Here is a 23,309-nt window from a genome sequence, read left to right on the forward strand (position 1 = left end):
CGTACGGCCCCGGTCCCCCGTACGGCCCTCGTCCCCCGCCCCCGTACGGCCCCGGCCGGGCGAGCCCTCAGGAACCCTCCGCCGTCCGCAGCACCAGCTCCGCCGCCCTCGCGTAGGCGCCCTCCTGCGCTCCGGTCAGCGGTTCGGTGTGCGCGGCGATCCGGAACACCAGCGCCCGGAGCAGCATCTGCCGCCACTCCGGCAGCGCCGACCAGCGCTCCAGCAGCGGCGCGCCCTGCTCCCACCAGCACACCGCGTCCACCGCGACGACCGCGGCCGCCCAGGCGGCCGGACGCCAGTAGACGGCCCAGTCGATGACCGCCGGGGGAGTGCCCGGAGCGAACAGCACATTGCCCAGCAGATCGCCGTGGACGAGCTGGGCGGGCGACCGCACCGGCCGCCGCTCCGCCAGCAGCGTCTTCAGCAGCACCGCGCCCGGCGCCCCGGCGGCCCCCGAGCCGCCGTCGCCGTCCCCCGTACCGAAGGCCAGCCGGTCCGCCGCGGCCCAGGGGTCGTCCCGCACATCGAGGAAGCGCGGCCGGGGCAGGCCCGCCAGCGCGGCATGGAACGCGGTACCCGCCCGGATCACCTCGTCGGGCCGGTACGGGTCGGCCGCCCCCGGCAGCCAGTGCCAGGCCTCCCAGCCGTCCACCGACCAGGTCCCGTCGGTCCCGAGCACCGGACGCGCCACCCGGAACCCCTCCCCGTCGGGAAGATGGTGGAGCACGCCCGCGCACCAGTTCGCCCCGGCCGGCAGGGCGACCGGCTTGAGCACCAGGGCGCCGTAGCGCAGCGCCGTGACGGCGCCCTGCCCGCCGGTCAGCGGTACCGCGGGCGCGGTGGCCCCGAAGGCGGTGAGTACGGCGGCCGGGGGAGCGGAAATGTGGTCCATGTCACCGCAGGGTAGGGGCGATTCGCCCCGTACGGGGAACATTTCACCGGGATGCGGTGAACTCCCGGTGCCGGAGCCCCGGCCGGTCTCCGGAAGCCCGCGCATCCGTGCTTAGCTGGACATATGATCGAAGACTTTCTTCAGGGGGACCTGTCCGACGTCGAGGAGGCGGTCCGCAAGGCCGCGGCCGCGGAGATCATGCCGAGGTTCCGGCAACTGGCCGTGGACGAGGTCGTCGAGAAGAGCGGACCGCACGACCTCGTCACCGCCGCCGACCGGCTCGCCGAGGAGCATCTGACCGCGAGCCTGACCGCGCTGCTGCCCGGCTCGGTGGTCGTCGGCGAGGAGGCGGTGCACGCCGATCCGTCCGTGTACGACGCCGTCAACGGCGACGCGCCGGTCTGGATCGTCGACCCGGTCGACGGCACCCGCCAGTTCGTCCGCGGCGAGGAGCGTTTCTGCACGCTCGTCGCCCTGGCCCACCGCGGTGAGCTGCTCGCCTCGTGGACGTACGCCCCCGCACTCGACCAGCTCGCGGTGGCCGTCCGCGGCGGCGGGGCCCGTCTCGACGGGGTGCCGCTGGAGTCCGGGTCCCCGGGCCCGGACGCCGTGCTCTCCGTGGCCACCTCCCACCCCGACTACACGACCGGCGCCCAGAAGCGCGCGCTCCTGGGCCTGGAGAATCCCGGTATGCGGCCCCGCCCCTGCGGCGCCGCCGGGATGGAGTACCTCGCCCTGGCCGCCGGCGAGCTGGACGCGGTCGCCTTCTCCTGGGAGGCCGCCTGGGACCACGCGGCCGGCCTGCTGCTGCTGACCGAGGCGGGCGGCGCGCATCTGACCCTCGACGGAGTGCCGTTCCGGATCGGCGGCGGGAACGCGCTTCCGTTCACGGCCGCCCGTGACCTGGCGACGGCGGAGCGCGTCCTGGCGGCGCTCAGGCCCTGAGGCCCTGATGCCCCCTGAGGCCCTGAGGCCCTGATGCCCTGAGGCCCGGCCCGTGGGCCGCGGGGTACGGGTTCCGTGCCCCGCGCCCGCCCGGCCCCGGCCCGCCGGGCCCCCGCCCGGGCGGGCGGAATATCCTGGAGGCCGTCACCCGGCGAAGACGAAGGAGTCCGAAGGTGCCGTCGATGCTCGATACCGTCGTCGTGGGTGCGGGCCCCAACGGGCTGACGGCCGCCGCCGAACTGGCCCGCCGCGGATTCTCGGTCGCCGTCTTCGAGGCCCTCGACACCGTCGGCGGCGGTGCGCGCACCGAGGAGCTGACCCTCCCGGGCTTCCGGCACGACCCCTGCTCGGCCGTGCACCCCCTCGGGATCGGATCGCCCGCCTTCTCCGCGATGCCGCTGGAGCGGTACGGGCTGGAGTGGCTCCACCCCGAACTGCCGCTCGCGCACCCGTTCCCCGACGGCACCGCCGCCTTCCTGGCCCGCTCCGTCGGCGAGAGCGCCATGTCGTTCGGTCCCCGGGACGCGGGCACCTACCGGCGTCTCGTCGAGCCCTACCTGGGCCGCTGGGACGACCTTGCCGCCGACTTCCTCCGCGTCCCCTGGGACGGGCTGCCCCGGGACCCGTACCGCTTCGCCCGCTTCGGGCTGACCGCGCTCCGGCCCGCCACCTGGACGATGCGGCGCTTCGCCGGCGAGAAGGCGCGCGGGCTGTTCGCCGGGCTCGCCGCCCACGCCATCGCCTCCAGCTCGGGCCTCGCCACCACCGGTATCGCCCTGATGTTCGCCCTGGCCGCGCACGAGCGGGGCTGGCCCCTGCCGCGCGGCGGCTCCCAGGCGATCTCGGACGCCCTCGCCGCGTACATCCGCGAACTGGGCGGCACCATCCACACCGGGACCGAGGTCAAGCGGCTCGACGAACTCCCGCCCGCCCGCGCCTATGTCTTCGACACCTCCCCGACCGCGCTCGCCCGGATCGCCGGACTCGGCGGCGCCTACGACCGCTACCGCTACGGCGCCTCCGTCTTCAAGGTCGACTACGCCCTGTCGGGACCGGTGCCGTGGACCGCGCGGGAGGCCCGTACCGCCGGAACCGTCCATATCGGACCCACCGCGGAGGAGATCGAAGCCGCGCTCCAGGCCGCCGTGACCGGACGCGATCCGGACGTCCCCTTCCTCATCACGGCCCAGCCCAGCCTGGTCGACCCGGCGCGCGCACCCGAGGGCAAGCACGTGTTCTGGGCGTACGGGCATGTGCCCGCCCGCTGGGAGGGCGACGCCACCGAGGTGGTCGAGCGCCAGATCGAACGGTTCGCGCCCGGCTTCCGCGATCTCGTACTCGCCCGTTCCGTCGCCGGGCCGCCGCAACTGGCCGCCCGCAACGCCAACTACGTCGGCGGCGATATCGCGTGCGGCGCCTTCGCCGGGCTCCAGACCGTGCTCCGGCCCAAACTGGCCCGGGTCCCGTACGCCACCGCGCACCCCGCGGTCTTCCTCTGCTCCTCCGCCACCCCGCCCGGTCCCGGCGTCCACGGCATGTCGGGCCACTGGGCGGCGAAGGCCGTCTGGCGGCGGCTCAGGGCCACCGGCTGACCGGCCGTCCGGTCCCCTCCGGGGGCGGGCCGGGCACCGTCCGCGCAATGGGATGATGACGCCATGACCCAGCGACCCGCCATCGTCCTCGTGCGCGGCGACATCACCAAGCAGCAGGCCGACGTCATCGTCAACGCCGCGAACACCTCCCTCCTCGGCGGCGGCGGGGTGGACGGTGCGATCCACCGCGCGGGCGGCCCCGAGATCCTCGCGGCCTGCCGCGCCCTGCGCGCCTCCCACTACGGCAAGGGCCTGCGGACCGGGCAGGCCGTGGCGACGACGGCCGGAAAGCTGGCCGCGGGCCATGTGATCCACACCCCGGGCCCGGTCTGGTCCCGGGAGCACGACCGCAGCGAACTGCTGGCCTCCTGCTACCGCGAGTCGCTGCGGGTGGCGGCGGAACTGGGCGCCCGCACGGTCGCCTTCCCGGCCATCTCCACGGGCATCTACGGCTGGCCGATGGACGACGCGGCCCGGATCGCGGTCCGCTCGGTCCGCGAGTCGGCGGTCCCGCCGGTGCAGGAGATCCGCTTCGTCCTGTTCGACGAGTACGCCTACGAGGAGTTCGCCGCGGCCCTCCGCGCGACAACGCTCTGAGCCGCGGCGCGCCGGGTCCGGGCCCGGGACCGATATCCGTGCCGGGCGGCGAGGCCTTCCGCGTCCTGCTTGCCGCCACAATGGAGCCATGCCAGAGACGACGTACGGCACGGGCGAGGGGCCGGACACCGGGGCCGGCCCCTCGCTGCCCGACGGGGCCGCTGAGGCCGCCCGCGCCGGAGCGGGCACAAGGGAATCCGCCTCGCTCATCGCCGCCGCCGTCGAGCGGGAGCTGCGGGGACAGGTGCTGGACGAATATCTGGCCGACTACGAACGCCGCAACGGACCTGTCTCCGAGTCCGCGCGCCGGCAGGCGCGGAAAGTGTTCGGCGAGGCCCTCGCCGAACCCGCCCGCGGGCCCGCCACAGGCTCAGTCACGAGAGGCCCGGCTCCTGGGCGGTAAAGGGCTCGCCGGGCCGTCTGCCGATGACGAGACGGCAGTGACCCCGACCGTGCGGCCCCCGCGGCGACCGGGTCCGGCTCGCCGCCGTGTGAGGCGCAAGCCGGGGGACCCCCGGCGCCCGGCCGCTCCCCGCCCGAGGGCCATGTCGGAAATCCGCCAGCCTCCCGGGGAGGGATGCAGGATGCTGGGGGCATGCACACCGACACCGAGCGCTGTGTACGCGCCGTGCAGTCGAAGGACGCCCGCTTCGACGGCTGGTTCTTCACCGCCGTACTCACCACCCGGATCTACTGCCGGCCGAGCTGCCCCGTCGTACCGCCCAAGCCGGAGAACATGACGTTCTACCCCAGCGCCGCCGCCTGCCAGCAGGCCGGGTTCCGGGCCTGCAAGCGGTGCCGGCCCGACACCTCGCCCGGGTCGCCCGAGTGGAACGCCCGGGCCGATACCGTCGCCCGGGCCATGCGGCTGATCAGGGACGGGGTCGTCGACCGCGAGGGCGTACCGGGGCTCGCGGCCCGGCTGGGCTACTCCACCCGCCAGATCGAACGGCAGCTCCGGGCCGAGCTGGGCGCAGGACCGCTCGCGCTGGCCCGGGCCCAGCGGGCCCAGACCGCGCGGGTACTGATCGAGACCACCGCGCTGCCGATGGCGGAGATCGCCTTCGCCGCCGGATTCTCCTCCGTACGCACCTTCAACGACACCGTCCGCGAGGTCTTCGCACTCGCCCCCGGCGAACTGCGCGCCCGGAGCGCCCGGCGCGCCGGGAACCCGGCCGCCGCGGCCGGGCCCGCCACCCCCGGGGCGATCACGCTCCGGCTGCCGTTCCGCGCGCCGCTCAACCCGGACAACCTCTTCGGCCATCTCGCGGCGACCGCCGTACCGGGGGTCGAGGAGTGGCGCGACGGCGCGTACCGGCGCACCCTCGCCCTGCCCTACGGGCACGGCATCGTCGCCCTGGCCCCCCGGCCCGACCACATCGCTTGCCGGCTGTTCCTCACCGACACCCGCGATCTCACGATCGCCATCAGCCGCGCCCGGTGGCTGCTCGACCTCGACGCCGACCCCGTCGCCGTCGACGAGCAGCTCCGCACCGATCCGCTGCTCCGCCCCCTGGTCGACAAGGCCCCCGGCCGCCGGGTGCCGAGGACGGTGGACGCGGCGGAGTTCGCCGTACGCGCGGTACTGGGCCAGCAGGTGTCGACCGCCGCCGCCCGGACCCACGCCGCCCGGCTGGTCACCGCCCACGGCGAACCCGTCGAGGACCCCGAGGGCGGGCTCGGCAGGCTCTTCCCCACCCCCGCCGCGCTGGCCGGTCTCGACCCGGAGGCCCTCGCCCTGCCCCGCAGCCGGCGCGCCACCCTGACCAACCTGGTCGCCGGGCTCGCCGGCGGCGGTATCCGCCTCGGTGTGGACAGCGACTGGGACGAGGCCCGCGCCGCGCTCTCCGCGCTGCCCGGCTTCGGACCCTGGACCGTCGAGGTCGTCGCGATGCGCGCCCTCGGCGACCCGGACGCCTTCCTCCCCACCGACCTGGGCATCCGCCGCGCCGCCGCCGGACTGGGGCTCCCGGCCACCCCGGCCGCCCTCACGGCGCACGCCGCGGCCTGGCGGCCCTGGCGGGCCTACGCCGTCCAGTACCTGTGGGCCACCGACGACCACCCGATCAACTCCCTCCCGTACGACGAGAAGGTCCAGGCATGACCCGTACGACACGTCCGACCCGCACTCCCCGTACCGCGGCCGCCGTCGAGCACCTGGTGATGGAGAGCCCCTACGGCCCCCTCACGCTCGTCGCCACCGACGGTGTCCTCAGCGGCGTGTACATGAGCGACCAGCGCCACCGCCCCGGCGAGGAGACCTTCGGCGAGCCGTCCGCGGAGCCGTTCGGCGAGACGGTCCGCCAGCTCGACGCCTACTTCGCCCGCGAACTGACCGAGTTCGACCTGCCGCTGAACCTCGCGGGCACCGAGTTCCAGCGCCGGGTCTGGGCGCAACTGCTGCTCATTCCGTACGGCGAGACCCGCACCTACGGCGAGCTGGCCGAAGCCCTGGGGAACCCCGGCGCCTCCCGCGCGGTCGGCCTGGCCAACGGCAAGAACCCGGTGAGCATCATCGTCCCCTGCCACCGGGTGATCGGGGCCGGGGGCAGCCTCGTCGGCTACGGCGGCGGGCTGCCCCGCAAACAGCGGCTCCTCGCCTTCGAATCGGGCCGGGACGGCGAGCCGGACGCGCTGTTCTAGCCGCCGCGCTCCGGCCCGCCCCGGCCCGGTCCGGCTTCAGCGCGGGGCGGAGACCGCGACCCCCACCGGGACCCGCTCTCCCACCGCGCTGATGACCGCCGCCACCGCGTCCCCGTCCCAGCCGCCGTACAGCTCGATCAGGTCGAGCCCGTCCGCGAACTCGGCGGCGACGGCCGCCCCCGCGCCCGGTTCGGGCACCGCGACGTACGTCGACGTGCTGGGGCCCACCGTACGGACGAAGCGGTCCCCGGCCGGGTCGGCGCCCGGCTGGACGTACAGGAACAGCGCCCGCAGGACCTCGCCCGCGATCGCCCGCTCCTTGTAGCGGGCGACGTCGAGGAGGGATTCGAAGCCGAAGAGGACCGTGCCGACGCTCGCGCGCCCCCGGACCGCCGCCTCGACCTCCGCGAGCCACAGGAAGCCCGTGGCGCCGCAGAGTTCGACACCGGTGACGCCCCGGTCGGCGTACTCGGCCGCGAGGGCCGCCGCGGCGGCCGCGTCGGGCGCGGTCAGGATGTGCACGGCGGTGCCGTCGGGGCCCTCGCGCACCACGGGCGGCAGGGGCTCCTCGCCGTCCGCCGCTTCCTCGCCCCGGAAGATGATCGCCCGGTCACCGGCCATGGTGCACTCCCCGTCGTAGGGGCCGAGGCGGACGATCACCGTCCGCCCGGCCGTGGGTCAGGGGCGCATCTCCGCGCCCCTGACCATGCCAACACCGTTGACGGGCACGGGAATTCCCGCCGGAACCCCGCCGGAAGCGGACCGGGGCAAGGGCCGGCGGGTCAGCGGACCGGGAGCCCGTCCACCAGCTCCACCGCGCCCGAGCCCGACTCCAGCGCATCCAGTGCCGCCGTGATCCGGTGGCCGAGGGACCCGAGCAGATAGTCGAGGATGTCGTCCCGGCCGATCAGCCGCCACGACAGCAGCTCGTCCTCCTGGAGACTGATCTCGTCGAGCGCTTCGGGGCTCAGTACCCCGCCGTCGTACACATAGGCCACGATCGGCGGCCGCAGCGGGCCGCGCACCCAGTCGACCGCCAGCAGCCTGCCCGGCTCCACGTCCAGGCCGATCTCCTCCAGCGTCTCCCGCCGGGCCGCCTCCCGCGGCGTCTCCCCGCCGTCCGACTCGACCGTGCCGCCGGGCAGCGCCCAGCCGTCCCGGTAGTTGGGCTCGACGACGAGAAGCCGGCCCAGCTCGTCCCTGAGCAGCACCGCGGCGCCCGAAAGGACACGGGGCAGGGTGGCGATATAGGCGCTGTACGCGCTGTCGCTGTCATGATCCGTGGTCACCCCCGCAGCCTAGGTGCAATTCCACGATTTCCGGGGTCCGGGACCAGGTTCCGGATCTCGGGATGTCCATACCGGTGCGGCGGTTTCCGTTTACTGGCCGCTTGTCCGTGACGCCGCACCTGTCCGGAACGCGGGCATCCGGCCGCCGTATCCCGCCCCTCCGTCTCGGCCTCCGGGACCGGACGCCGCGGGACCGGCACTCGGCCCCGGACCACGTCAGACCCCCGCGGTATCCCCGCCCCGGACCACGTCAGACCCCCGCGGTATGCCCGGCGCCCCGCAACCTGGCCTCCGCCAGCCGTACCGTCCGCGCGGCCAGCTCCGTCACCCGCGCCCCGTCGAAGCCGGCGACCGCGCTGCGCACCCGGTCCTCCAGCGGCTCCGTCCACTGCGCCGGCAGCGCGGAGGCGCCGCACAGCACACCCGCGACCGAACCCGCCGTCGCCCCGTTGGAGTCGGTGTCCAGCCCGCCGCGGACCGTGAGGGCGATCGTCCGGGTGAAGTCGCCCTCCCCGTACAGCAGACCCGCCGTCAGCACCGCCGCGTTCGGCAGGACATGGATCCAGCTCCGCCCGGCGGTCCTGCGGGCCATCTCGTCCAGCGTCCCGGCCCAGTCCGCGCCCGAGGCATGGAGCGCGATCGTATGCCGTACGGTCCGCGCCAGCCCCGCGTCGGCGGGGATCCGGGCCAGACCCGCCTCCAGCGCCGCGCGCGGCCCGTCCGCCGTGAACGCGGCGGCGATCGTCGCGGCCGCCCACACCGCGCCGTGCACCCCGTTGCCCCGGTGGGACAGCACCGCGTCCCGGCGGGCGAGGGCCGCCGCCGCGTCCGGATCCCCCGGACAGGTCCAGCCGAAGACGTCCGCGCGGATCAGCGCGCCGATCCACTCCTGGTACGGGTTGTCGTGCGAGGCCGTCTCCGGCGGGCCGATACCGTTCACCAGATTCCGGTACGCCACCCGCTCCGCGGTGAACGTCTGGAGATACGGCAGCCGCTCCAGCCACACCCGGCCCACCTGTTCCTTGGTGAAGCCGAAGCCATGGGTCTCCAGCAGGTGCAGTCCGAGGATCGCGTAGTCCACGTCGTCGTCCCGGCAGCTTCCGCTCACCCGCCCCCGCACGCACTCCCGCCACTCGGGACGCAGCTCGAACTCCCCGGGCGCCGCGTCCGCCGGGGGCGGCGGCAGATAGCCGGTCAGCGGCAGCGCGTCCGTGCGGCGCAGATACGCGTCGATCCGGTCGCGGGTCCAGTAGTCGCCGCGCTCGACCGGTTTGCCGAGCATGTTGCCCGCGATCCGGCCCAGCCAGCCGCCGAGGATCCGGTCGGCCGGTACCGGCCCGGGCGTTGAACCGTTCGCCGTGCCTGTCATATCCGTCCTCTACCCCGCGGGGGCTGGCCCGTCCCGCGGACCCCCGGATAGGGTCGTCGCGGCGCGACTGCCTGTTCGACAGCAAAGGACGCAAGGTGACGGACGGCGCAGTTATCCAGCCCGCGCGCGAGCCCCGGGTGCTCGTGGCGGCTGACAAGTTCAAAGGGTCCCTGACGGCGGTCGAGGTCGCCGAACGGGTGACGGCGGGGCTGCGGCGGGCCGTGCCCGGTCTCGCCGTGGACTCCCTGCCGGTGGCCGACGGCGGCGACGGCACGGTCGCGGCGGCCGTCGCGGCCGGGTTCGGCCGCCGTACGGTACGGGTCACCGGCCCCCTCGGCGAGCCCGTGACCGCCGCTTACGCCCTGCGGGACGGCACCGCGGTCGTCGAACTGGCCGAGTCCTCCGGGCTCCACCTCCTCCCCGCCGGAGTGTTCGCCCCACTGACGGCGACCACCCACGGCTGCGGGGAAGTGCTGCGGGCCGCACTCGACGCGGGGGCGCACACCGTCGTCCTCGGCGTCGGCGGCAGCGCGACCACGGACGGCGGCGCGGGTCTGCTCACCGCGCTCGGCGCCCGGCTCCTCGGCGCGGACGGGGCGGCCCTGCCGCCCGGCGGCGGAGCGCTGGCCGCGCTCGCCACGGCCGACCTCTCGGGACTCGACCCCCGGATCCGGGACATCCGGCTGGTCCTGGCGGGCGATGTCGACAACCCCCTGACCGGCCCCAAGGGCGCCGCCGCGGTCTACGGGCCGCAGAAGGGCGCCGGGCCCGCCGATGTCGCGGCCCTCGACGCGGCCCTCGGCCACTACGCGGCGGTCCTCGGACCGGAGTTCGCGGACGCCCCGGGCGCGGGCGCCGCCGGGGGAGTCGGCTATGCCGCGCTCACCGCGCTCGGCGCGGTCTTCCGGCCGGGTAGCGAGGTGCTGCTGGAGGTCCTGGGCTTCGCCGCGGCGCTGGACCGGGCCACCCTCGTGATCACCGGCGAGGGATCCCTCGACGCCCAGACCCTGCACGGCAAGGCGCCCGCCGGGGTCGCGGCGGCGGCCCGCGCCCGCGGCGTCGCCACGGTCGCGGTCTGCGGCCGGCTCACCCTGCCCCCGGAGGAGCTGGCCCGGGCCGGGATCCGCCGGGCCTACGCCCTGCTCGCCGTCGAACCGGATCCGGAGCGGTCCATGGCCCGCGCGGGCGAACTGCTGGAACAGGTGGCCGGGGACATCGCCCGCGACTTCCTGGCCTGACGCCGCCCGGGGCCGTCCGGCCCGGGTACTTCCGAGGGCCCGGCCCTCCGTACCCTCCCGGGCCGGTCTCCGTACCCCGGCGGTCCGGTCCGGCCGCCGTACTGCCGCCGGACCGCCCGGTCCGGCCCGCCGACGGGAGGCACCGCATGTGGATCCGGACCGCCCGGCCGACCGCGGACGAGGCGCGGGCCGTCACGGAGCTGATCCTCGCGTCCAAGGCGTACTGGGGCTACGACGCCGCGTTCCTGGCGGCCTGCCGCGCGGAGCTGACCGTCACCCCGGCCGATGTCCCGCGCCGCCGGATCGTGGTCGCGGAGACCGCGGACGGCGTCCTCGCGGGGGTCGCGGCACTCGACGGCAGCCCGCCCGAGGGGGAGATCGGGCTGCTGTTCGTGGCCCCGGAGGCGATCGGAACCGGGGTCGGCCGGGCCCTGTACGCGCATGTGGTGGAGGAGGCCGGAGCGCTCGGCTTCACCCGTCTCACGGTCGCCTCCGACCCGCACGCCGTGGGCTTCTACCGGTCGCTCGGCGCCCGCCCGGCCCCCGGCGCCGCCCCCGGCCCGCTGCCCGCGCTCACGGTGGACCTGCCGGACCGCCCGGCCTGGGCCCGCGCCCGGGCGGCCGGGGGCCGGGCGGTCCACATCGGCAATGTCGCCGAGTTCCAGTCCCAGTTCACGGCCCGCCCCGGGCCCGCGGCCCGCACTCCCGGGCCCGGGCCCGGTCCTGGCACGGGAGGTCTGGAAGGTGCCTGGTCTCTCACCGGCCACCCTGCCGGGCGCGGAGCGGCGGCTGCGGGCGCCCCGGGCGGCTCCGGTGGTGCGCTCGTGCCCGGCGGTGCCGTCCCTGCCCCCGGTCGCGGCGAATCCGGCCGCCCGGGCCGGGTCCGCCGCCTGCCCTTCCCCGGGCCCCGGCCCCGGCCGGGGCCCGCTTCCGCGAGTGCCCGTGCCGCCCTCCACTACTCCTGTCTCGCCGCCTTCACCGGGCTCCATCCGGCGGCGGTCGTCCTGCCCGGCCGGGTGCCCCGCGGCTGGCTGCCGCTGGTCGCCCGCCAGCTGCGCTGGTCCTGCCCCGAGGTGTACGACGGGCTCGACGAGGCCGCGCTGCTCCGCCAGGGCGGTCTGGGGGAGCGGTGGCGGGGGGCTCCCGTGGCGGCCTGGGGGCACACCCCGGGCATCGCCGCGCTCACCGGGGCCGCCACCGGGCCGGACACACTGCGGTACGAGTCCAAGCGGGCCTCCCACGCCCTGTTCACCCTGCTCGCCCCCGGCCACCCGGGGATCGGGGTGCCCCGGCAGTGGCTGCCGGGCAGCCGCCGGGCCGCGGCCAGGCTGATCGCGGACCGGGCCCGGGCCGGGACGGGCACGGTCGTGAAGAGCGAGCACGGCGCGGGCGGCTCCGGCGTCCGCGTCCTCACCACCCCGGTCCGGGCCCGCTCGCTGCCCAGGGGGCCACTGCTGCTGGAGGAGTACGTACCGGGCCGGGAGCATCCCTCGTACGACGGCTTTGTCGACGCGGCGGGCACGGTCCACGACGTCGGGGTCGCGGCGATGGACATCGGCGGTACGGCCTACCGGGGCGCGACCATCGGGCCGGGCGCCGTATCCGACGGGATCACGGCCCGCGCCCTGGCCTTCGGGAACGCGGTGGGGCGGCGGCTGGCCGGGGACGGCTACCGCGGCTGGTTCGACGTGGACTATGTGACGGGCCCCGACGGGCTGCTCGCGCCCACCGAGATCAACCTGCGGCTGACCGGCCCCGCCGTGGCCTTCATGATCCGGCAGCGGCTGGCCGAGACCCGCGGCCCGGCGGCGGCGCGCTTCGTCCGCACCCTCGACCGGGTGCCCCTCGGCGCCCGCCTGCCCGACGCCGAGCTGCTGGACTTCCTGGAGCGGCTGATCGCCCGCTGTGCCGCGATCGGCACGGTCGTCGTCCCCACCATCCCCACCGCCGCCCATGACCCGGCGCCGTTCCTCGGACTGGCCCTCGCGGCGCCCACCCCCGACCATCTCGCCGCGGTGGACGCCCTCGTCCGGGCCGAGTGCCGGTCTCTGGACCGGCTGCTCGGCCGGTCGTGACGGGTACGAGGCGGGTGACGGCCGACCCGGACCGAGGGGATCCGCCCCGGGCACCCGGTCGCCGTCCGGACCTGCGCACACCCGCGCGACCCTCCCGACCACGGCCCGGCCGCTTCCGACGGGCCCGCGGTCAGTCCTTCGCGCGCTCCCGGCGCCCCACCGCGACCGCCCAGAGCGCGACGGTGCCCGCCGCGATCATCAGGGGGATGTTGAAGGCGTAGACGAGCGCCGCCTGCCGTTCCCAGTCCTGTTTGGCGGCCAGCCGGTAGAAGTTGTCCTGGGGCCACCAGGCCGCCAGCAGATAGACGATCGACAGATGCGCGGCGGCCGTCAGTCCCGGGGGTGCCGCGCCGCGGGGCATCAGGGTGCGGCCCGCGACCAGGAAGCCCGCGCCCGCCGCGAAGGCCAGGAACTCGGCCGCGTACAGGCCGACGAAGAGACCGGCCCAGGGCTGGGGCACCCCGGTCAGATCCGTCGAGCCCGGCCAGAGGGGCTCGGTGAGGACGATCGACAGCAGCAGCCCCAGGCCCGCGGCGAAGGCGCCGCCGGCCCGCAGGGCTTCGTCCCGGGTGAGTTCACCGCCCTTGCCCCCGGCGGCCCGGGACGTCCCGGCGGGGCTGCGGGGGGCGGGCAGCACAAGGGCCGTGCGGTCCAGCCGGCCCGCCCGGGTGCGGGGGAGCCTGGCCAGCCGTACCACCGTGCCGGGGACCTCGGCCGGATGGAGGGCGGCCGACAGATGGGCCCGCACCCCGGCCTCGTCGGGCACCTCACGGCCGAGCACGGGGACGAGATAGGCGATGGGCCTGCCGCCGTCGGCCCGGTCGCGGTCCCGGTCGACCAGGACCTCGCGCACCGAGGGGTGGGTGGCCAGTTCCGCTTCGATCCGGTACGGGTCGATGGTGCGGCCCTGCGAGCGGAACCGGTCCGCGGCCCGCCCCAGGAACTCCAGGGGTCCGCCGTCCTCGCGCCGCCCCAGGTCACCGGTGGGTACCGCGTCCCCGCCGTCCGGGGGTGTCAGCCAGATCCGTCCGCCGCGGACCTCGGCGCCCGCCCCGGTGAACGGCCGGCCGAGGAAGACATGCCGCTCGGGCTCCGGCACCGGACCGGGCAGCTGGTTCGAGGCGAACCAGGTGCCGCAGCCGGCGACCTCGGCGGGGCCGTAGAGCGAGATCAGTCCGGCGCCCGGCGGCAGCCGCCGTTCCAGCCGGACATGATCGTCGAGCCGGAGCCGCTCCCCGCCGACGGCGAGCAGCCGCAGCCCCTCGGGCGGGCCGCCGGGCCCGCCGGTGAGCGCCAGCGCGGTGACGGGATCGGTATCGGCCACGGTGTACGGCTCGCGACGGGTCAGCACCAGCGTGGCGCCCGCGCCCAGCGCCCGGATCCAGCCCGCGGTGAACGCGGCCGTATCGGGCGGCGCGGTCAGCAGGACCCGGTCGCCCGGACCGAGCCGGAAGACCTCGGACCAGGCGGCGAAGGCGGCCGTGAACCGGGCGTGCGGCACCGGTACCGGGCCGGGCTCGCCCGTGGTCGTCCCGGCGGTGAAGAGCAGGGCGGCCCGGGTGTCCGGCGCGGCTTCCGGCGGGCCGTCGAGGGGTTCGCGGGCGTCGATGGCGGCCGCGTCGCCGTCCAGCAGGATCAGCGGTCTGCCGGGTGACGCGGCGAGCCGCCCGGAGTGGATCCGGTGGCTGACGACCGCCCGGGCCTCGGCGAGCGCCTCCGGTGCCGGGGCATCGGGTCCGACGACGGTGAAGGCGCCCCCGGCCCGCAGCACCGCCAGCGCGGCGACCAGGACATCGGGTGTGCGCAGGGTCCGGACGGCGACCAGGTCCCCGGGGCCGATGCCCGCGGTCTCGGTCAGATGGCGGGCCAGCCGGGCGGCCCTGGCGCCGAGCTGCGCATACGACAGCCCGCCCCGGTCGGTGACCACGGCGGTACGGTCCGGCCCGGCGGCCCGTACCCCCTCCTGCAACAGCGCGTCCAGCGTTCCCCCTGCCATGACCGCCGATGGTCCCAGAATCCGGGGCCCCGGGGGAGGGCGCGAACAAGCCGGAGGCCCGGATGCGATGTGCATCCGGGCCTCCGGCTCGTACGAAGACCGTCTCCGCCGCTACGGCAGCTGGGCCGCCCGCGCCTCCCGGCGGTTGTACCGGAAGGTGTTCACCCGGCGGGCGGTGGCGAAGAGCGGGATCACCGCGCCCAGCACCACCTGGAGCGCACAGCCGGTCTGGAGCAGCAGCTGGCCGCCGGGCGCGTCGAACGCCCAGGCCGCGAGCAGCCCCATCGCCGACACGATCCAGCCGAGCATCGCCACCGCGAGCACCCCGCGCGGCTTCGGGTACTCGACCCGGCTCACCATCAGCCATGCCGTACCGATGATCGCCAGCAGGGTCGGGATGAACGGCAGCTCCAACAGCACGATGGAGACCACCGTCAGCGCCCCGAAGGGGCTCGGCATGCCCTGGAACATGCCGTCCTTCATGGTCACGCAGGAGAATCTGGCCAGCCTGAGCACCACCGCCAGCAGCACCACGATCGCGGCCACCGCCGAGACCTTCTGGTGGGCGTCGTCCGCGACCATCCCGTAGACCAGGACGAAGTACGCGGGGGCCAGCCCGAAGCTGATCAGGTCGGAGAGGTTGTCCAGCTCCGCGCCCATCGGCGAGCTGCGGAGCTTGCGCGCCACCAGCCCGTCGCAGAGGTCGAAGATCGCGGCGAGCAGCATCAGGATCACGGCGGTCGCGGCGCTGTGCCGCGCCATGCCGGACTCCGCACTGCCCTGCATATGCGGGATCAGGATGCCGGTGGTGGTGAAGTACACCGCCATGAAGCCGCAGGTGGCGTTGCCGAGGGTGAGGGTGTCCGCTATCGACAGCCGGAGGGAGAGGGGCATCTCCTCGGCGTCGGTCTCCCCGGTGGCCGCCGTCGCCTTGTCCGTGTCCTCGCCCCAGCGCTGGGCCGGTGCCGAGGACCGGGTATCGGGATCAATCACGGTCAATGCGAGTCACCCCCGCGGTGGTCTTCTGCCCGACTTCCACCGCGACCTCTACGCCCTCGGGGAGGTAGATGTCGACCCGGGAGCCGAAGCGGATCAGCCCGATGCGGTCGCCCTGCTCGACCTTGGTGCCCTCGGAGAGGTAGGGGATGATGCGCCGGGCGACGGTACCCGCGATCTGCACCAGCTCGATATCGCCCAGCTCCGTGTCGAAGTGCCAGACAACGCGCTCGTTGTTCTCGCTCTCCTTGTTGAACGCCGGGACGAAACCGCCCGGGATGTGCTCCACGGAGGTCACCGTGCCGGCCAGCGGCGCGCGGTTGACATGGACGTTCAACGGGCTCATGAAGATCGCGACGCGGGTGCGGCCGTCCTTCCACGGCATGATGCTCTGCACCACGCCGTCGGCGGGCGAGATGACCCGGCCCTCGGCGATCTCGCGCTCGGGGTCGCGGAAGAACCACAGCATGCCCGCCGCAAGAGCGGTGGCGGGCCCGGCGATGACCGCGGCTCCGCGGGAGCGGCGGGAGCGGGCCAGGCTGACGGCTGCGGTGGCAACGGTCGGCAGGAGCCACGGCGAGCTTCCGCGGGCCAGGCGTACCTTCGGGAAACCGTCGCGTGGTGCAGAGTTCTGGCTGTGGGGCATGGATGACCTTCGTAGCGGACGATGCCGCGGGTGTCAGGGGACGGCGGCTTTCCGGCGATGCTAGCGGTTGTCGGCAGCAACTGGGAAAGCCAGCAGCCGAGTCGGCGACGGGATGGAGGGGGGTGACCGGGCCGGGGTGTGATCCACTTCGCGTCGCCGACAGGTTTAAACCCGGGTGAACGCGACAATCAACCCTGGAATCGGTACTCCTCCAGCAGTCGCCGTCCGATGATCATTTTCTGGATTTCGGCGGTGCCTTCACCGATCAGCAACATAGGGGCCTCACGGTAGAGACGCTCGATCTCGTACTCCTTGGAGAAGCCGTAACCGCCGTGGATACGGAACGCGTCCTCGACGACCTCCTTGCAGTACTCCGAAGCCAGATACTTGGCCATCCCGGCCTCCAGGTCGTTTCGCTCCCCGGAGTCCTTTTTGCGTGCAGCATTCACCATCATCGCATGGGCGGCCTCGACCTTGGTAGCCATTTCGGCCAGTTTGAACTGAACCGCCTGGTGGTGGACGATCTGCTTGCCGAAGGTGCGGCGCTGCTGGGCATAGGAGATCCCCAGCTCGAAAGCGCGCTGTGCGACGCCGCAGCCACGGGCCGCGACATTCACCCGGCCCACCTCGACGCCGTCCATCATCTGGTAGAAGCCCCGGCCGGTCGTCCCGCCGAGCACCCGCTCCGCGGGCACCCGCAGCCCGTCCATGATCATCTCGGTGGTGTCGACGCCCTTGTAGCCCATCTTCTCGATCTTGCCGGGGATGGTGAGCCCCGGCGCGATCTCCCCGAAGCCGGGCTCCTTCTCCACCAGGAAGGTCGTCATCGACTTGTGCGGGGCGGTGCCCTCGGGGTGTCCTTCGTCACTGCGCACCAGCACCGCGACCAGGGAGGACGTACCGCCGTTGGTCAGCCACATCTTCTGGCCGGTCAGCACGTACTCGTCGCCGTCCCGGACCGCCTTGGAGGTGATCGCCGACACATCCGAGCCCAGACCGGGCTCCGACATCGAGAAGGCGCCCCGCACCTCGCCCAGCGCCATCCTGGGCAGGAAGGTGTCCTTCTGCTCCTGCGTACCGTGCTGCTTCAGCATGTACGCGACGATGAAGTGGGTGTTGACGATGCCCGAGACCGACATCCAGCCCCGGGACAGCTCCTCCACACAGAGCGCATAGGTGAGCAGGGACTCACCGAGCCCCCCGTACTCCTCCGGGATCATCAGCCCGAAGAGGCCCAGCTCCTTCAGCCCGTCGACGATGTCCGCCGGATACTCGTCCCGGCGCTCCAGCTCGCCCGCGACCGGCAGGATCTCCTTGTCGACGAACTCCCGGACGGTCCCGAGTATCTCCCGCTGGACCTCCGTCAGCCCGTGCGTCTGCGCCAGCCGCGCCATCACCGCTCCCCCCGCTCCACCGGCTCCGGGCGGCCCGGCTGGTCGCCGCCCCGCTCCTTGACGTACGACTCCGTCGGGACCATCACCTTGCGCCGGAAGACGCACACCAGGGTGCCGTCCTGCTTGTGGCCCCGGGTCTCCACGTGCACGATCCCCCGGTCGGACTTCGACTTCGACGGGGTCTTGCCCAGGACCGTCGTCTCCCCGTAGATCGTGTCGCCGTGGAAGGTCGGCGCCACATGCCGCAGCGACTCGATCTCCAGATTGGCGATCGCCTTGCCCGAGACGTCGGGCACCGACATCCCCAGCAGCAGCGAGTAGACGTAGTTGCCGACGACCACGTTCCGCCCGAAGTCCGTCGCGTTCTCCGCGTAGTGCGCGTCCAGATGGAGCGGATGGTGGTTCATGGTCAGCAGACAGAACAGATGGTCGTCGTACTCGGTGACCGTCTTGCCGGGCCAGTGCTTGTACACGGCGCCGACCTCGAACTCCTCAAAGGTGCGGCCGAACTGCATGGTGCTCATGCCTCCGGGGGTGTGAAGGTGCTGGTACGGGTCATTCCGGCGGCCCGGCCCTTGCCGGAGACGACGAGCGCCATCTTCCGGCTGGCCTCGTCGATCATCTCGTCGCCGAGCATCGCGGAGCCCTTGCGGCCGCCGGCCTCCGAGGTGTGCCAGGCGTAGGCGTCGAGGATCAGCTCGGCGTGGTCGAAGTCCTCCTGCGCGGGTGAGAAGACCTCGTTCGCCGCGTCGACCTGGCCGGGGTGCAGCACCCACTTGCCGTCGTAGCCCAGGGCCGCCGCCCGGCCCGCCACCTCGCGGAAGCCGTCCACGTTGCGGATCTGGAGATAGGGGCCGTCGATCGCCTGGAGATCGTGCATCCGGGCGGCCATCAGGATCCGCATCAGGATGTAGTGGTAGGCGTCCGCCGGGTAGCCCGGCGGCTGCTCGCCGACCACCAGCGACTTCATATTGATGGAGGCCATGAAGTCGGCCGGGCCGAAGATGATCGTCTCCAGCCGGGGCGAGGCGGCGGCGATGGTGTCCACGTTCACCAGACCCGCCGCGTTCTCGATCTGCGCCTCGATACCGATCCGGCCGACCTCGAAGCCCATCGTCTTCTCGATCTGGGTCAGCAGCAGGTCCAGCGCCACCACCTGCTGGGCGTCCTGCACCTTCGGCAGCATGATGCAGTCCAGGTTGGGGCCGGCGCCCTCGACGACCGTGACCACGTCGCGGTACGTCCACTCGGTGGTCCAGTCGTTGACCCGGACCACCCGGGTCTTCGTCCCCCAGTCGCCCTCGTTGAGGAACTTCACGATCGTGTGCCGGGCCTCCGGCTTGGCCAGCGGCGCACAGGCGTCCTCCAGGTCCAGGAACACCTGGTCGGCCGGGAGCTGCTGGGCCTTCTCCAGGAACCGCGGATTGGAGCCGGGGACCGCGAGGCAGGAGCGGCGGGGCCGCAGCGGCCGTTCGGCGGCGGAGCGGGTCATACGGGAACCTCCAGAGGGTCGAGCCGGTTCGCTTGCCGGATCTCGTCGACGATACGGCCGATGATCTCCGTGATGCCGAAGTCCTTCGGGGTGAAGACGGCGGCCACACCCGCCGCCCGGAGCGCCGCGGCGTCCGCGGCCGGGATGATCCCGCCGACCACCACCGGCAGCTCACCCGCCCCGGCCGCCCGCAGCCGGGCCAGTACGTCGGGCACCAGCTCGGTATGCGATCCGGAGAGGATGGAGAGGCCCACGCAGTGCACGTCCTCCGCGAGGGCCGCCGACACGATCTGCTCGGGCGTCAGCCGGATGCCCTGGTAGACCACCTCGAAACCGGCGTCCCTGGCGCGGACCGCGATCTGCTCGGCGCCGTTGGAATGCCCGTCGAGCCCGGGCTTGCCCACCAGCAGCCGCAGCTTCCCGGCGCCCAGGTCCTGCGCCGTACGGGCCGTCCGTTCCCGCACCGAGGCCAGCGGGGTCCCCGGCTCGGCCGCCACCGCCAGCGGGGCACCGGACACCCCGGTCGGCGCCCGGAACTCCCCGAACACGTCCCGCAGCGCCCAGGACCACTCCCCGGTGGTGACGCCCGCGCGGGCGCACTCCAGGGTCGCGGTCATCAGATTGTCCGTACCCGCGGCCGCCTTCTTCAGCGCGGTCAGCGCGGCGGTGGCACGGGGCTCGTCCCGCTCCTCGCGCCAGGCGTGCAGGGCGGCGACCACCCGGGCCTCGTTCGCCGGGTCGACCGTCATGATCGCGGCGTCCAGATCCGCGGTCAGCGGGTTCTCCTCGGTGCTCCGGAAGACATTGACCCCGACGATCTTCTCCTCGCCGGCCTCGATCCGGGCCCGCCGCTCGGCGTGCGAGGCGACCAGCGCGGCCTTGAGGTAGCCCGACTCCACGGCCGCCATCACCCCGCCCATCTCCCCGATCCGGGCGATCTCGGCCAGGCACTCCGCCTCCAGCGCCGCGACCTCGGCCTCGATCACCCGGGACCCGGCGAAGATGTCGTCGTACTCCAGCAGATCCGACTCGTGCGCCAGAACCTGCTGGATACGCAGCGACCACTGCTGGTCCCACGGCCGGGGCAGCCCCAGCGCCTCGTTCCAGGCGGGCAGCTGTACGGCCCGGGCCCGGGCGTCCTTGGAGAGGGTCACCGCCAGCATCTCCAGCACGATCCGCTGGACGTTGTTCTCCGGCTGCGCCTCGGTCAGCCCCAGCGAGTTGACCTGGACGCCGTAGCGGAACCGCCGCTGCCGGGGGTCCTCGATGCCGTACCGCTCCCGGGTGATCCGGTCCCAGATCCGGCCGAAGGCGCGCATCTTGCACATCTCCTCGATGAACCGGACTCCCGCGTTCACAAAGAAGGAGATCCGGGCCACCACCTCGCCCCGGCGGTCTTCGGGGACCTGGCCGGAGGCGAAGACCGCGTCCAGGACGGCGATCGCCGTCGACATCGCGTAACTGATCTCCTGGACCGGGGTGGCACCGGCCTCCTGGAGGTGGTAGCTGCAGATGTTGATCGGATTCCACTTCGGCATCCGGCCGACCGTGTACGCGATCATGTCCGTGGTCAGCCGCAGCGACGGGCCCGGCGGGAAGACATGCGTCCCCCGCGACAGGTACTCCTTCACGATGTCGTTCTGGGTGGTGCCCTGGAGGGCCGTGACATCCGTGCCCTGCTCCTCGGCGACGACCTGGTAGAGCGCGAGCAGCCACATCGCGGTGGCGTTGATCGTCATCGAGGTGTTCATCTGCCCCAGCGGGATGTCCCGGAACAGCCTCCGCATATCGCCGAGGTGCGCGACGGGCACCCCGACCCGGCCGACCTCGCCGCGGGCCAGCAGATGGTCGGGGTCGTACCCGGTCTGCGTCGGCAGGTCGAAGGCGACCGACAGACCCGTCTGGCCCTTGGCGAGATTGCGCCGGTACAGCTCGTTCGACGCCTCGGCCGTGGAATGCCCGGCATAGGTGCGCATCAGCCAGGGGCGGTCCTTCCGCCGCGGCCGGCCGCCGGGGTCAGACATTGCGGAACCGGTTGATCGCGTCCAGATGCCGGGCGCGCATCTCCCCGTCCCGGACCCCGAGGCCCTCCTCGGGCGCGAGACACAGGACGCCGACCTTGCCCTGGTGGGCGTTGCGGTGCACGTCGTACGCCGCCTGACCGGTCTCGGCCAGCGGATACACCTTCGACAGAGTGGGGTGGATCTTCCCCTTGGCGATCAGCCGGTTGGCTTCCCATGCCTCGCGGTAGTTGGCGAAGTGGGAGCCGATGATGCGCTTGAGCGACATCCACAGATAGCGGTTGTCGTATTCGTGCTGATAGCCGGAGGTGGAGGCACAGGTCACGATCGTGCCGCCCTTGCGGGTGACATACACGGAGGCGCCGAAGGTCTCACGGCCGGGGTGCTCGAAGACGATGTCCACGTCCTCACCACCGGTCAGCTCCCGGATCCTGGCGCCGAACCGCTTCCACTCGCGCGGGTCCTGGTTCCGCTCGTCCTTCCAGAACCGGTACTCCTCGGCGCTGCGGTCGATGACGGCCTCGGCACCCATCGCCCGGCAGATCTCCGCCTTCCGCTCGCTGGAGACCACACAGATGGGATGGGCGCCCCCGGCCAGCGCGAACTGGGTGGCGTACGAGCCGAGCCCGCCGCTCGCGCCCCAGATCAGCACATTGTCGCCCTGTTTCATCTGGGCACCGTTGCGCGACACCAGCTGGCGGTAGGCGGTGGAGTTCACCAGCCCCGGCGCCGCGGCCTCCTCCCAGGAGAGATGGGCCGGCTTGGGCATCAGCTGGTTCGACTTGACCAGCGCGATCTCGGCGAGCCCGCCGAAGTTCGTCTCGAAGCCCCAGATCCGCTGCTCCGGGTCGAGCATCGTGTCGTTGTGCCCGTCGGAGGACTCCAGCTCCACCGAGAGACAGTGCGCCACCACCTCGTCGCCCGGCTGCCAGGCGTTCACCCCGGGCCCGGTGCGCAGCACGACGCCCGCCAGGTCGGAGCCGATCACGTGGTAGGGGAGATCGTGCCGCCGGGTGAGCTCGCTGCGGCGCCCGTAGCGCTCCAGAAAGCCGAACGTGGAGAGCGGCTCGAAGATCGACGTCCACACGGAGTTGTAGTTCACGGAGCTGGCCATCACGGCGACGAGCGCCTCGCCGGGCCCCAGCTCGGGCACGGCCACGTTCTCGACATGCAGCGACTTGCGGGGATCCTTGTCCCTGCTCGGCAGGCCGGCGAACATCTCGGCCTCGTCCTTGTGCACGGTCACCGCGCGGTAGGACTCGGGGACGGCCAGCGCGGCGAAGTCCGCCGGCGTTGCTTCCGCCGACGAGATCGCGTCCAGGATTTCCTTCACGGTGTTGCCTCCGGCAAAGCGCGTCGGGGTGTCCTCGCGGACCCCGAAGAGGGTGAGGGGCGGTGCTGCTGCGATGGAGGTGTGCCGTCGGTTCGGCGGGTGGTTCAGTGGAGCGGGCCGTGCGGGAACACGGCGCGGAGCCTGTGACGCAGGCGCGGGCCCCGCGGTGCGCGGGGGTGCGGTGACCGGGCCGGTGCGCGGGGGTGACCCGCGAACCGGCCGTCCGGACACCACTCAAGCTATGGCACCCCGTGCCAACCTGCAAGACACTCCGTGCCACTTTCTTTTCCGGAGGTTGCTTGTGCCTCGGGCCCCGTTCCGCATGTCCGGCTGCGGGTCGTCTGTGGCTTGTCGCGCAGTTCCTCGCGCCCCTGGGTACTCGTGCCTGCGGCCCTTGCCTGGTGCGGGCGCCCCTGGGTGGTCGAGTCCCGCTCTTCGTGGGGTCGTCACCCGGTCCTGTCTGGTTCGGGCAGGTCGGCGGCCTCCGGGCTCACCTCCTCGCAGGCTGCGATGCACCGCCACTGAAGCGCGTCCCTGCTTGTCGCAGCCCACTGCGGGGGCGACCCTGCACCCCCCTCCCCACGGACCCGTTGCATGGAAGCCCCCGGGCCCGAAGATGCCGACAGGGTCCCGCGCCAAACAATGGACGCACATCCCCAGCGCGGGCCCCCACCCCGAGTGGGGCACACTCTCCGCCCCGGGTGACCGCAAGACATCTCTCCCCCCGGTGACGGCGACACCACCAGGGGCTTTGACCGCCTGCTCAAGTCGGGATCACGTGGGAGTGGGGT

Annotated in this window: 20 protein-coding genes; 8 read left to right on the forward strand and 12 right to left on the reverse strand. The window is 73.6% G+C overall.

Annotated features, from left to right (window positions below; all coding sequences use genetic code 11):
- Positions 1-67: 67 nt before the first annotated feature.
- Positions 68-892 (reverse strand): TIGR02569 family protein, encoded by an 825-nt coding sequence (locus ACWDR0_RS21325; RefSeq protein ID WP_456353291.1) that lies wholly within the window; start codon positions 890-892, stop codon positions 68-70.
- A gap of 123 nt (positions 893-1,015) precedes the next feature.
- On the opposite strand from ACWDR0_RS21325, the gene ACWDR0_RS21330 reads away from it, so the two are divergent.
- From ACWDR0_RS21330 to ACWDR0_RS21355, 6 genes are all read left to right on the forward strand, one after another.
- Positions 1,016-1,837: an inositol monophosphatase family protein gene (locus tag ACWDR0_RS21330; RefSeq protein WP_456353292.1), complete on the forward strand. Its 822-nt coding sequence runs from the start codon at positions 1,016-1,018 to the stop codon at positions 1,835-1,837.
- A gap of 173 nt (positions 1,838-2,010) precedes the next feature.
- The gene (locus ACWDR0_RS21335) at positions 2,011-3,429 is read left to right on the forward strand and encodes a phytoene desaturase family protein (RefSeq protein ID WP_456353293.1); all 1,419 of its coding nucleotides are present in this window, start codon (positions 2,011-2,013) and stop codon (positions 3,427-3,429) included.
- A 63-nt stretch (positions 3,430-3,492) separates the two neighbouring features.
- On the forward strand, positions 3,493-4,026 hold the full coding sequence (locus ACWDR0_RS21340) for an O-acetyl-ADP-ribose deacetylase (RefSeq protein WP_456353294.1): 534 nt from the start codon (positions 3,493-3,495) through the stop codon (positions 4,024-4,026).
- 88 nt (positions 4,027-4,114) lie between these two features.
- Positions 4,115-4,429 carry a hypothetical protein gene (locus tag ACWDR0_RS21345; RefSeq protein ID WP_456353295.1) on the forward strand — a complete coding sequence of 105 codons (315 nt, stop codon included), beginning with the start codon at positions 4,115-4,117 and terminating at the stop codon, positions 4,427-4,429.
- A 192-nt stretch (positions 4,430-4,621) separates the two neighbouring features.
- The gene (locus tag ACWDR0_RS21350; RefSeq protein ID WP_456353296.1) at positions 4,622-6,130 is read left to right on the forward strand and encodes an AlkA N-terminal domain-containing protein; all 1,509 of its coding nucleotides are present in this window, start codon (positions 4,622-4,624) and stop codon (positions 6,128-6,130) included.
- Entirely contained in the window at positions 6,127-6,669 is a 543-nt protein-coding gene (locus ACWDR0_RS21355) for a methylated-DNA--[protein]-cysteine S-methyltransferase (protein WP_456353297.1), read from the forward strand. Before ACWDR0_RS21350 ends, ACWDR0_RS21355 begins: the two co-directional genes overlap by 4 nt.
- A 36-nt stretch (positions 6,670-6,705) precedes the next feature.
- On the opposite strand, the gene ACWDR0_RS21360 is transcribed toward ACWDR0_RS21355, so the two are convergent.
- The 3 genes from ACWDR0_RS21360 to ACWDR0_RS21370 form a co-directional block, all read right to left on the reverse strand.
- Complete coding sequence (locus ACWDR0_RS21360; protein WP_456353298.1) at positions 6,706-7,290, reverse strand: DUF6506 family protein; 585 nt, start codon at positions 7,288-7,290, stop codon at positions 6,706-6,708.
- Between the two features lie 161 nt (positions 7,291-7,451).
- Positions 7,452-7,958 (reverse strand): NUDIX domain-containing protein, encoded by a 507-nt coding sequence (locus tag ACWDR0_RS21365; protein ID WP_456353299.1) that lies wholly within the window; start codon positions 7,956-7,958, stop codon positions 7,452-7,454.
- Positions 7,959-8,208: 250 nt separating this feature from the next.
- A complete protein-coding gene (locus ACWDR0_RS21370) occupies positions 8,209-9,327 on the reverse strand; it encodes an ADP-ribosylglycohydrolase family protein (RefSeq protein WP_456353300.1) in 1,119 nt (372 codons plus the stop codon).
- Between the two features lie 95 nt (positions 9,328-9,422).
- Here ACWDR0_RS21370 and ACWDR0_RS21375 point away from each other — a divergent pair, with 95 nt between their 5' ends.
- Together ACWDR0_RS21375 and ACWDR0_RS21380 are read left to right on the forward strand one after the other, a co-directional pair.
- Positions 9,423-10,565, forward strand: coding sequence for a glycerate kinase (locus ACWDR0_RS21375; RefSeq protein WP_456353301.1), 1,143 nt, complete (start codon positions 9,423-9,425; stop codon positions 10,563-10,565).
- Positions 10,566-10,711: 146 nt separating this feature from the next.
- On the forward strand, positions 10,712-12,640 hold the full coding sequence (locus ACWDR0_RS21380) for a GNAT family N-acetyltransferase (protein WP_456353302.1): 1,929 nt from the start codon (positions 10,712-10,714) through the stop codon (positions 12,638-12,640).
- A gap of 130 nt (positions 12,641-12,770) precedes the next feature.
- On the opposite strand, the gene ACWDR0_RS21385 is transcribed toward ACWDR0_RS21380, so the two are convergent.
- The 8 genes from ACWDR0_RS21385 to ccrA all read right to left on the reverse strand — a co-directional run bounded on the left by ACWDR0_RS21385 (position 12,771) and on the right by ccrA (position 22,518).
- On the reverse strand, positions 12,771-14,636 hold the full coding sequence (locus tag ACWDR0_RS21385; protein WP_456353303.1) for an AMP-binding protein: 1,866 nt from the start codon (positions 14,634-14,636) through the stop codon (positions 12,771-12,773).
- A 111-nt stretch (positions 14,637-14,747) separates the two neighbouring features.
- On the reverse strand, positions 14,748-15,629 hold the full coding sequence (pssA, locus tag ACWDR0_RS21390) for a CDP-diacylglycerol--serine O-phosphatidyltransferase (protein WP_456353304.1): 882 nt from the start codon (positions 15,627-15,629) through the stop codon (positions 14,748-14,750).
- Complete coding sequence (locus ACWDR0_RS21395) at positions 15,622-16,278, reverse strand: phosphatidylserine decarboxylase (RefSeq protein WP_456353305.1); 657 nt, start codon at positions 16,276-16,278, stop codon at positions 15,622-15,624. The genes pssA and ACWDR0_RS21395 overlap by 8 nt, the downstream gene beginning before the upstream one ends.
- A gap of 188 nt (positions 16,279-16,466) precedes the next feature.
- Positions 16,467-17,672 carry an acyl-CoA dehydrogenase family protein gene (locus tag ACWDR0_RS21400; protein ID WP_456353306.1) on the reverse strand — a complete coding sequence of 402 codons (1,206 nt, stop codon included), beginning with the start codon at positions 17,670-17,672 and terminating at the stop codon, positions 16,467-16,469.
- The gene (locus ACWDR0_RS21405) at positions 17,672-18,187 is read right to left on the reverse strand and encodes a MaoC family dehydratase (RefSeq protein ID WP_456353314.1); all 516 of its coding nucleotides are present in this window, start codon (positions 18,185-18,187) and stop codon (positions 17,672-17,674) included. Before ACWDR0_RS21405 ends, ACWDR0_RS21400 begins: the two co-directional genes overlap by 1 nt.
- 5 nt (positions 18,188-18,192) lie before the next feature.
- Complete coding sequence (locus tag ACWDR0_RS21410) at positions 18,193-19,164, reverse strand: HpcH/HpaI aldolase/citrate lyase family protein (protein ID WP_456353307.1); 972 nt, start codon at positions 19,162-19,164, stop codon at positions 18,193-18,195.
- Positions 19,161-21,188, reverse strand: coding sequence for a protein meaA (locus ACWDR0_RS21415; RefSeq protein ID WP_456353308.1), 2,028 nt, complete (start codon positions 21,186-21,188; stop codon positions 19,161-19,163). Before ACWDR0_RS21415 ends, ACWDR0_RS21410 begins: the two co-directional genes overlap by 4 nt.
- Positions 21,181-22,518 carry a crotonyl-CoA carboxylase/reductase gene (gene ccrA / locus ACWDR0_RS21420; protein WP_456353309.1) on the reverse strand — a complete coding sequence of 446 codons (1,338 nt, stop codon included), beginning with the start codon at positions 22,516-22,518 and terminating at the stop codon, positions 21,181-21,183. The genes ACWDR0_RS21415 and ccrA overlap by 8 nt, the downstream gene beginning before the upstream one ends.
- Positions 22,519-23,309 lie beyond the last annotated feature (791 nt).

It is taken from the genome of Streptomyces sp. NPDC003691 (assembly GCF_053981115.1).

Bases quoted from the DNA above. Each gene is read 5' to 3' on its own strand.
- ACWDR0_RS21325 (WP_456353291.1), bottom strand. From the start codon at position 892: ATGGACCACATTTCCGCTCCCCCGGCCGCCGTACTCACCGCCTTCGGG.
- ACWDR0_RS21330 (WP_456353292.1), top strand. From the start codon at position 1,016: ATGATCGAAGACTTTCTTCAGGGGGACCTGTCCGACGTCGAGGAGGCG.
- ACWDR0_RS21340 (WP_456353294.1), top strand. From the start codon at position 3,493: ATGACCCAGCGACCCGCCATCGTCCTCGTGCGCGGCGACATCACCAAG.
- ACWDR0_RS21345 (WP_456353295.1), top strand. From the start codon at position 4,115: ATGCCAGAGACGACGTACGGCACGGGCGAGGGGCCGGACACCGGGGCC.
- ACWDR0_RS21350 (WP_456353296.1), top strand. From the start codon at position 4,622: ATGCACACCGACACCGAGCGCTGTGTACGCGCCGTGCAGTCGAAGGAC.
- ACWDR0_RS21355 (WP_456353297.1), top strand. From the start codon at position 6,127: ATGACCCGTACGACACGTCCGACCCGCACTCCCCGTACCGCGGCCGCC.
- ACWDR0_RS21360 (WP_456353298.1), bottom strand. From the start codon at position 7,290: ATGGCCGGTGACCGGGCGATCATCTTCCGGGGCGAGGAAGCGGCGGAC.
- ACWDR0_RS21370 (WP_456353300.1), bottom strand. From the start codon at position 9,327: ATGACAGGCACGGCGAACGGTTCAACGCCCGGGCCGGTACCGGCCGAC.
- ACWDR0_RS21380 (WP_456353302.1), top strand. From the start codon at position 10,712: ATGTGGATCCGGACCGCCCGGCCGACCGCGGACGAGGCGCGGGCCGTC.
- ACWDR0_RS21385 (WP_456353303.1), bottom strand. From the start codon at position 14,636: ATGGCAGGGGGAACGCTGGACGCGCTGTTGCAGGAGGGGGTACGGGCC.
- ACWDR0_RS21395 (WP_456353305.1), bottom strand. From the start codon at position 16,278: ATGCCCCACAGCCAGAACTCTGCACCACGCGACGGTTTCCCGAAGGTA.
- ACWDR0_RS21400 (WP_456353306.1), bottom strand. From the start codon at position 17,672: ATGGCGCGGCTGGCGCAGACGCACGGGCTGACGGAGGTCCAGCGGGAG.
- ACWDR0_RS21405 (WP_456353314.1), bottom strand. From the start codon at position 18,187: ATGCAGTTCGGCCGCACCTTTGAGGAGTTCGAGGTCGGCGCCGTGTAC.
- ACWDR0_RS21410 (WP_456353307.1), bottom strand. From the start codon at position 19,164: ATGACCCGCTCCGCCGCCGAACGGCCGCTGCGGCCCCGCCGCTCCTGC.
- ACWDR0_RS21415 (WP_456353308.1), bottom strand. From the start codon at position 21,188: ATGTCTGACCCCGGCGGCCGGCCGCGGCGGAAGGACCGCCCCTGGCTG.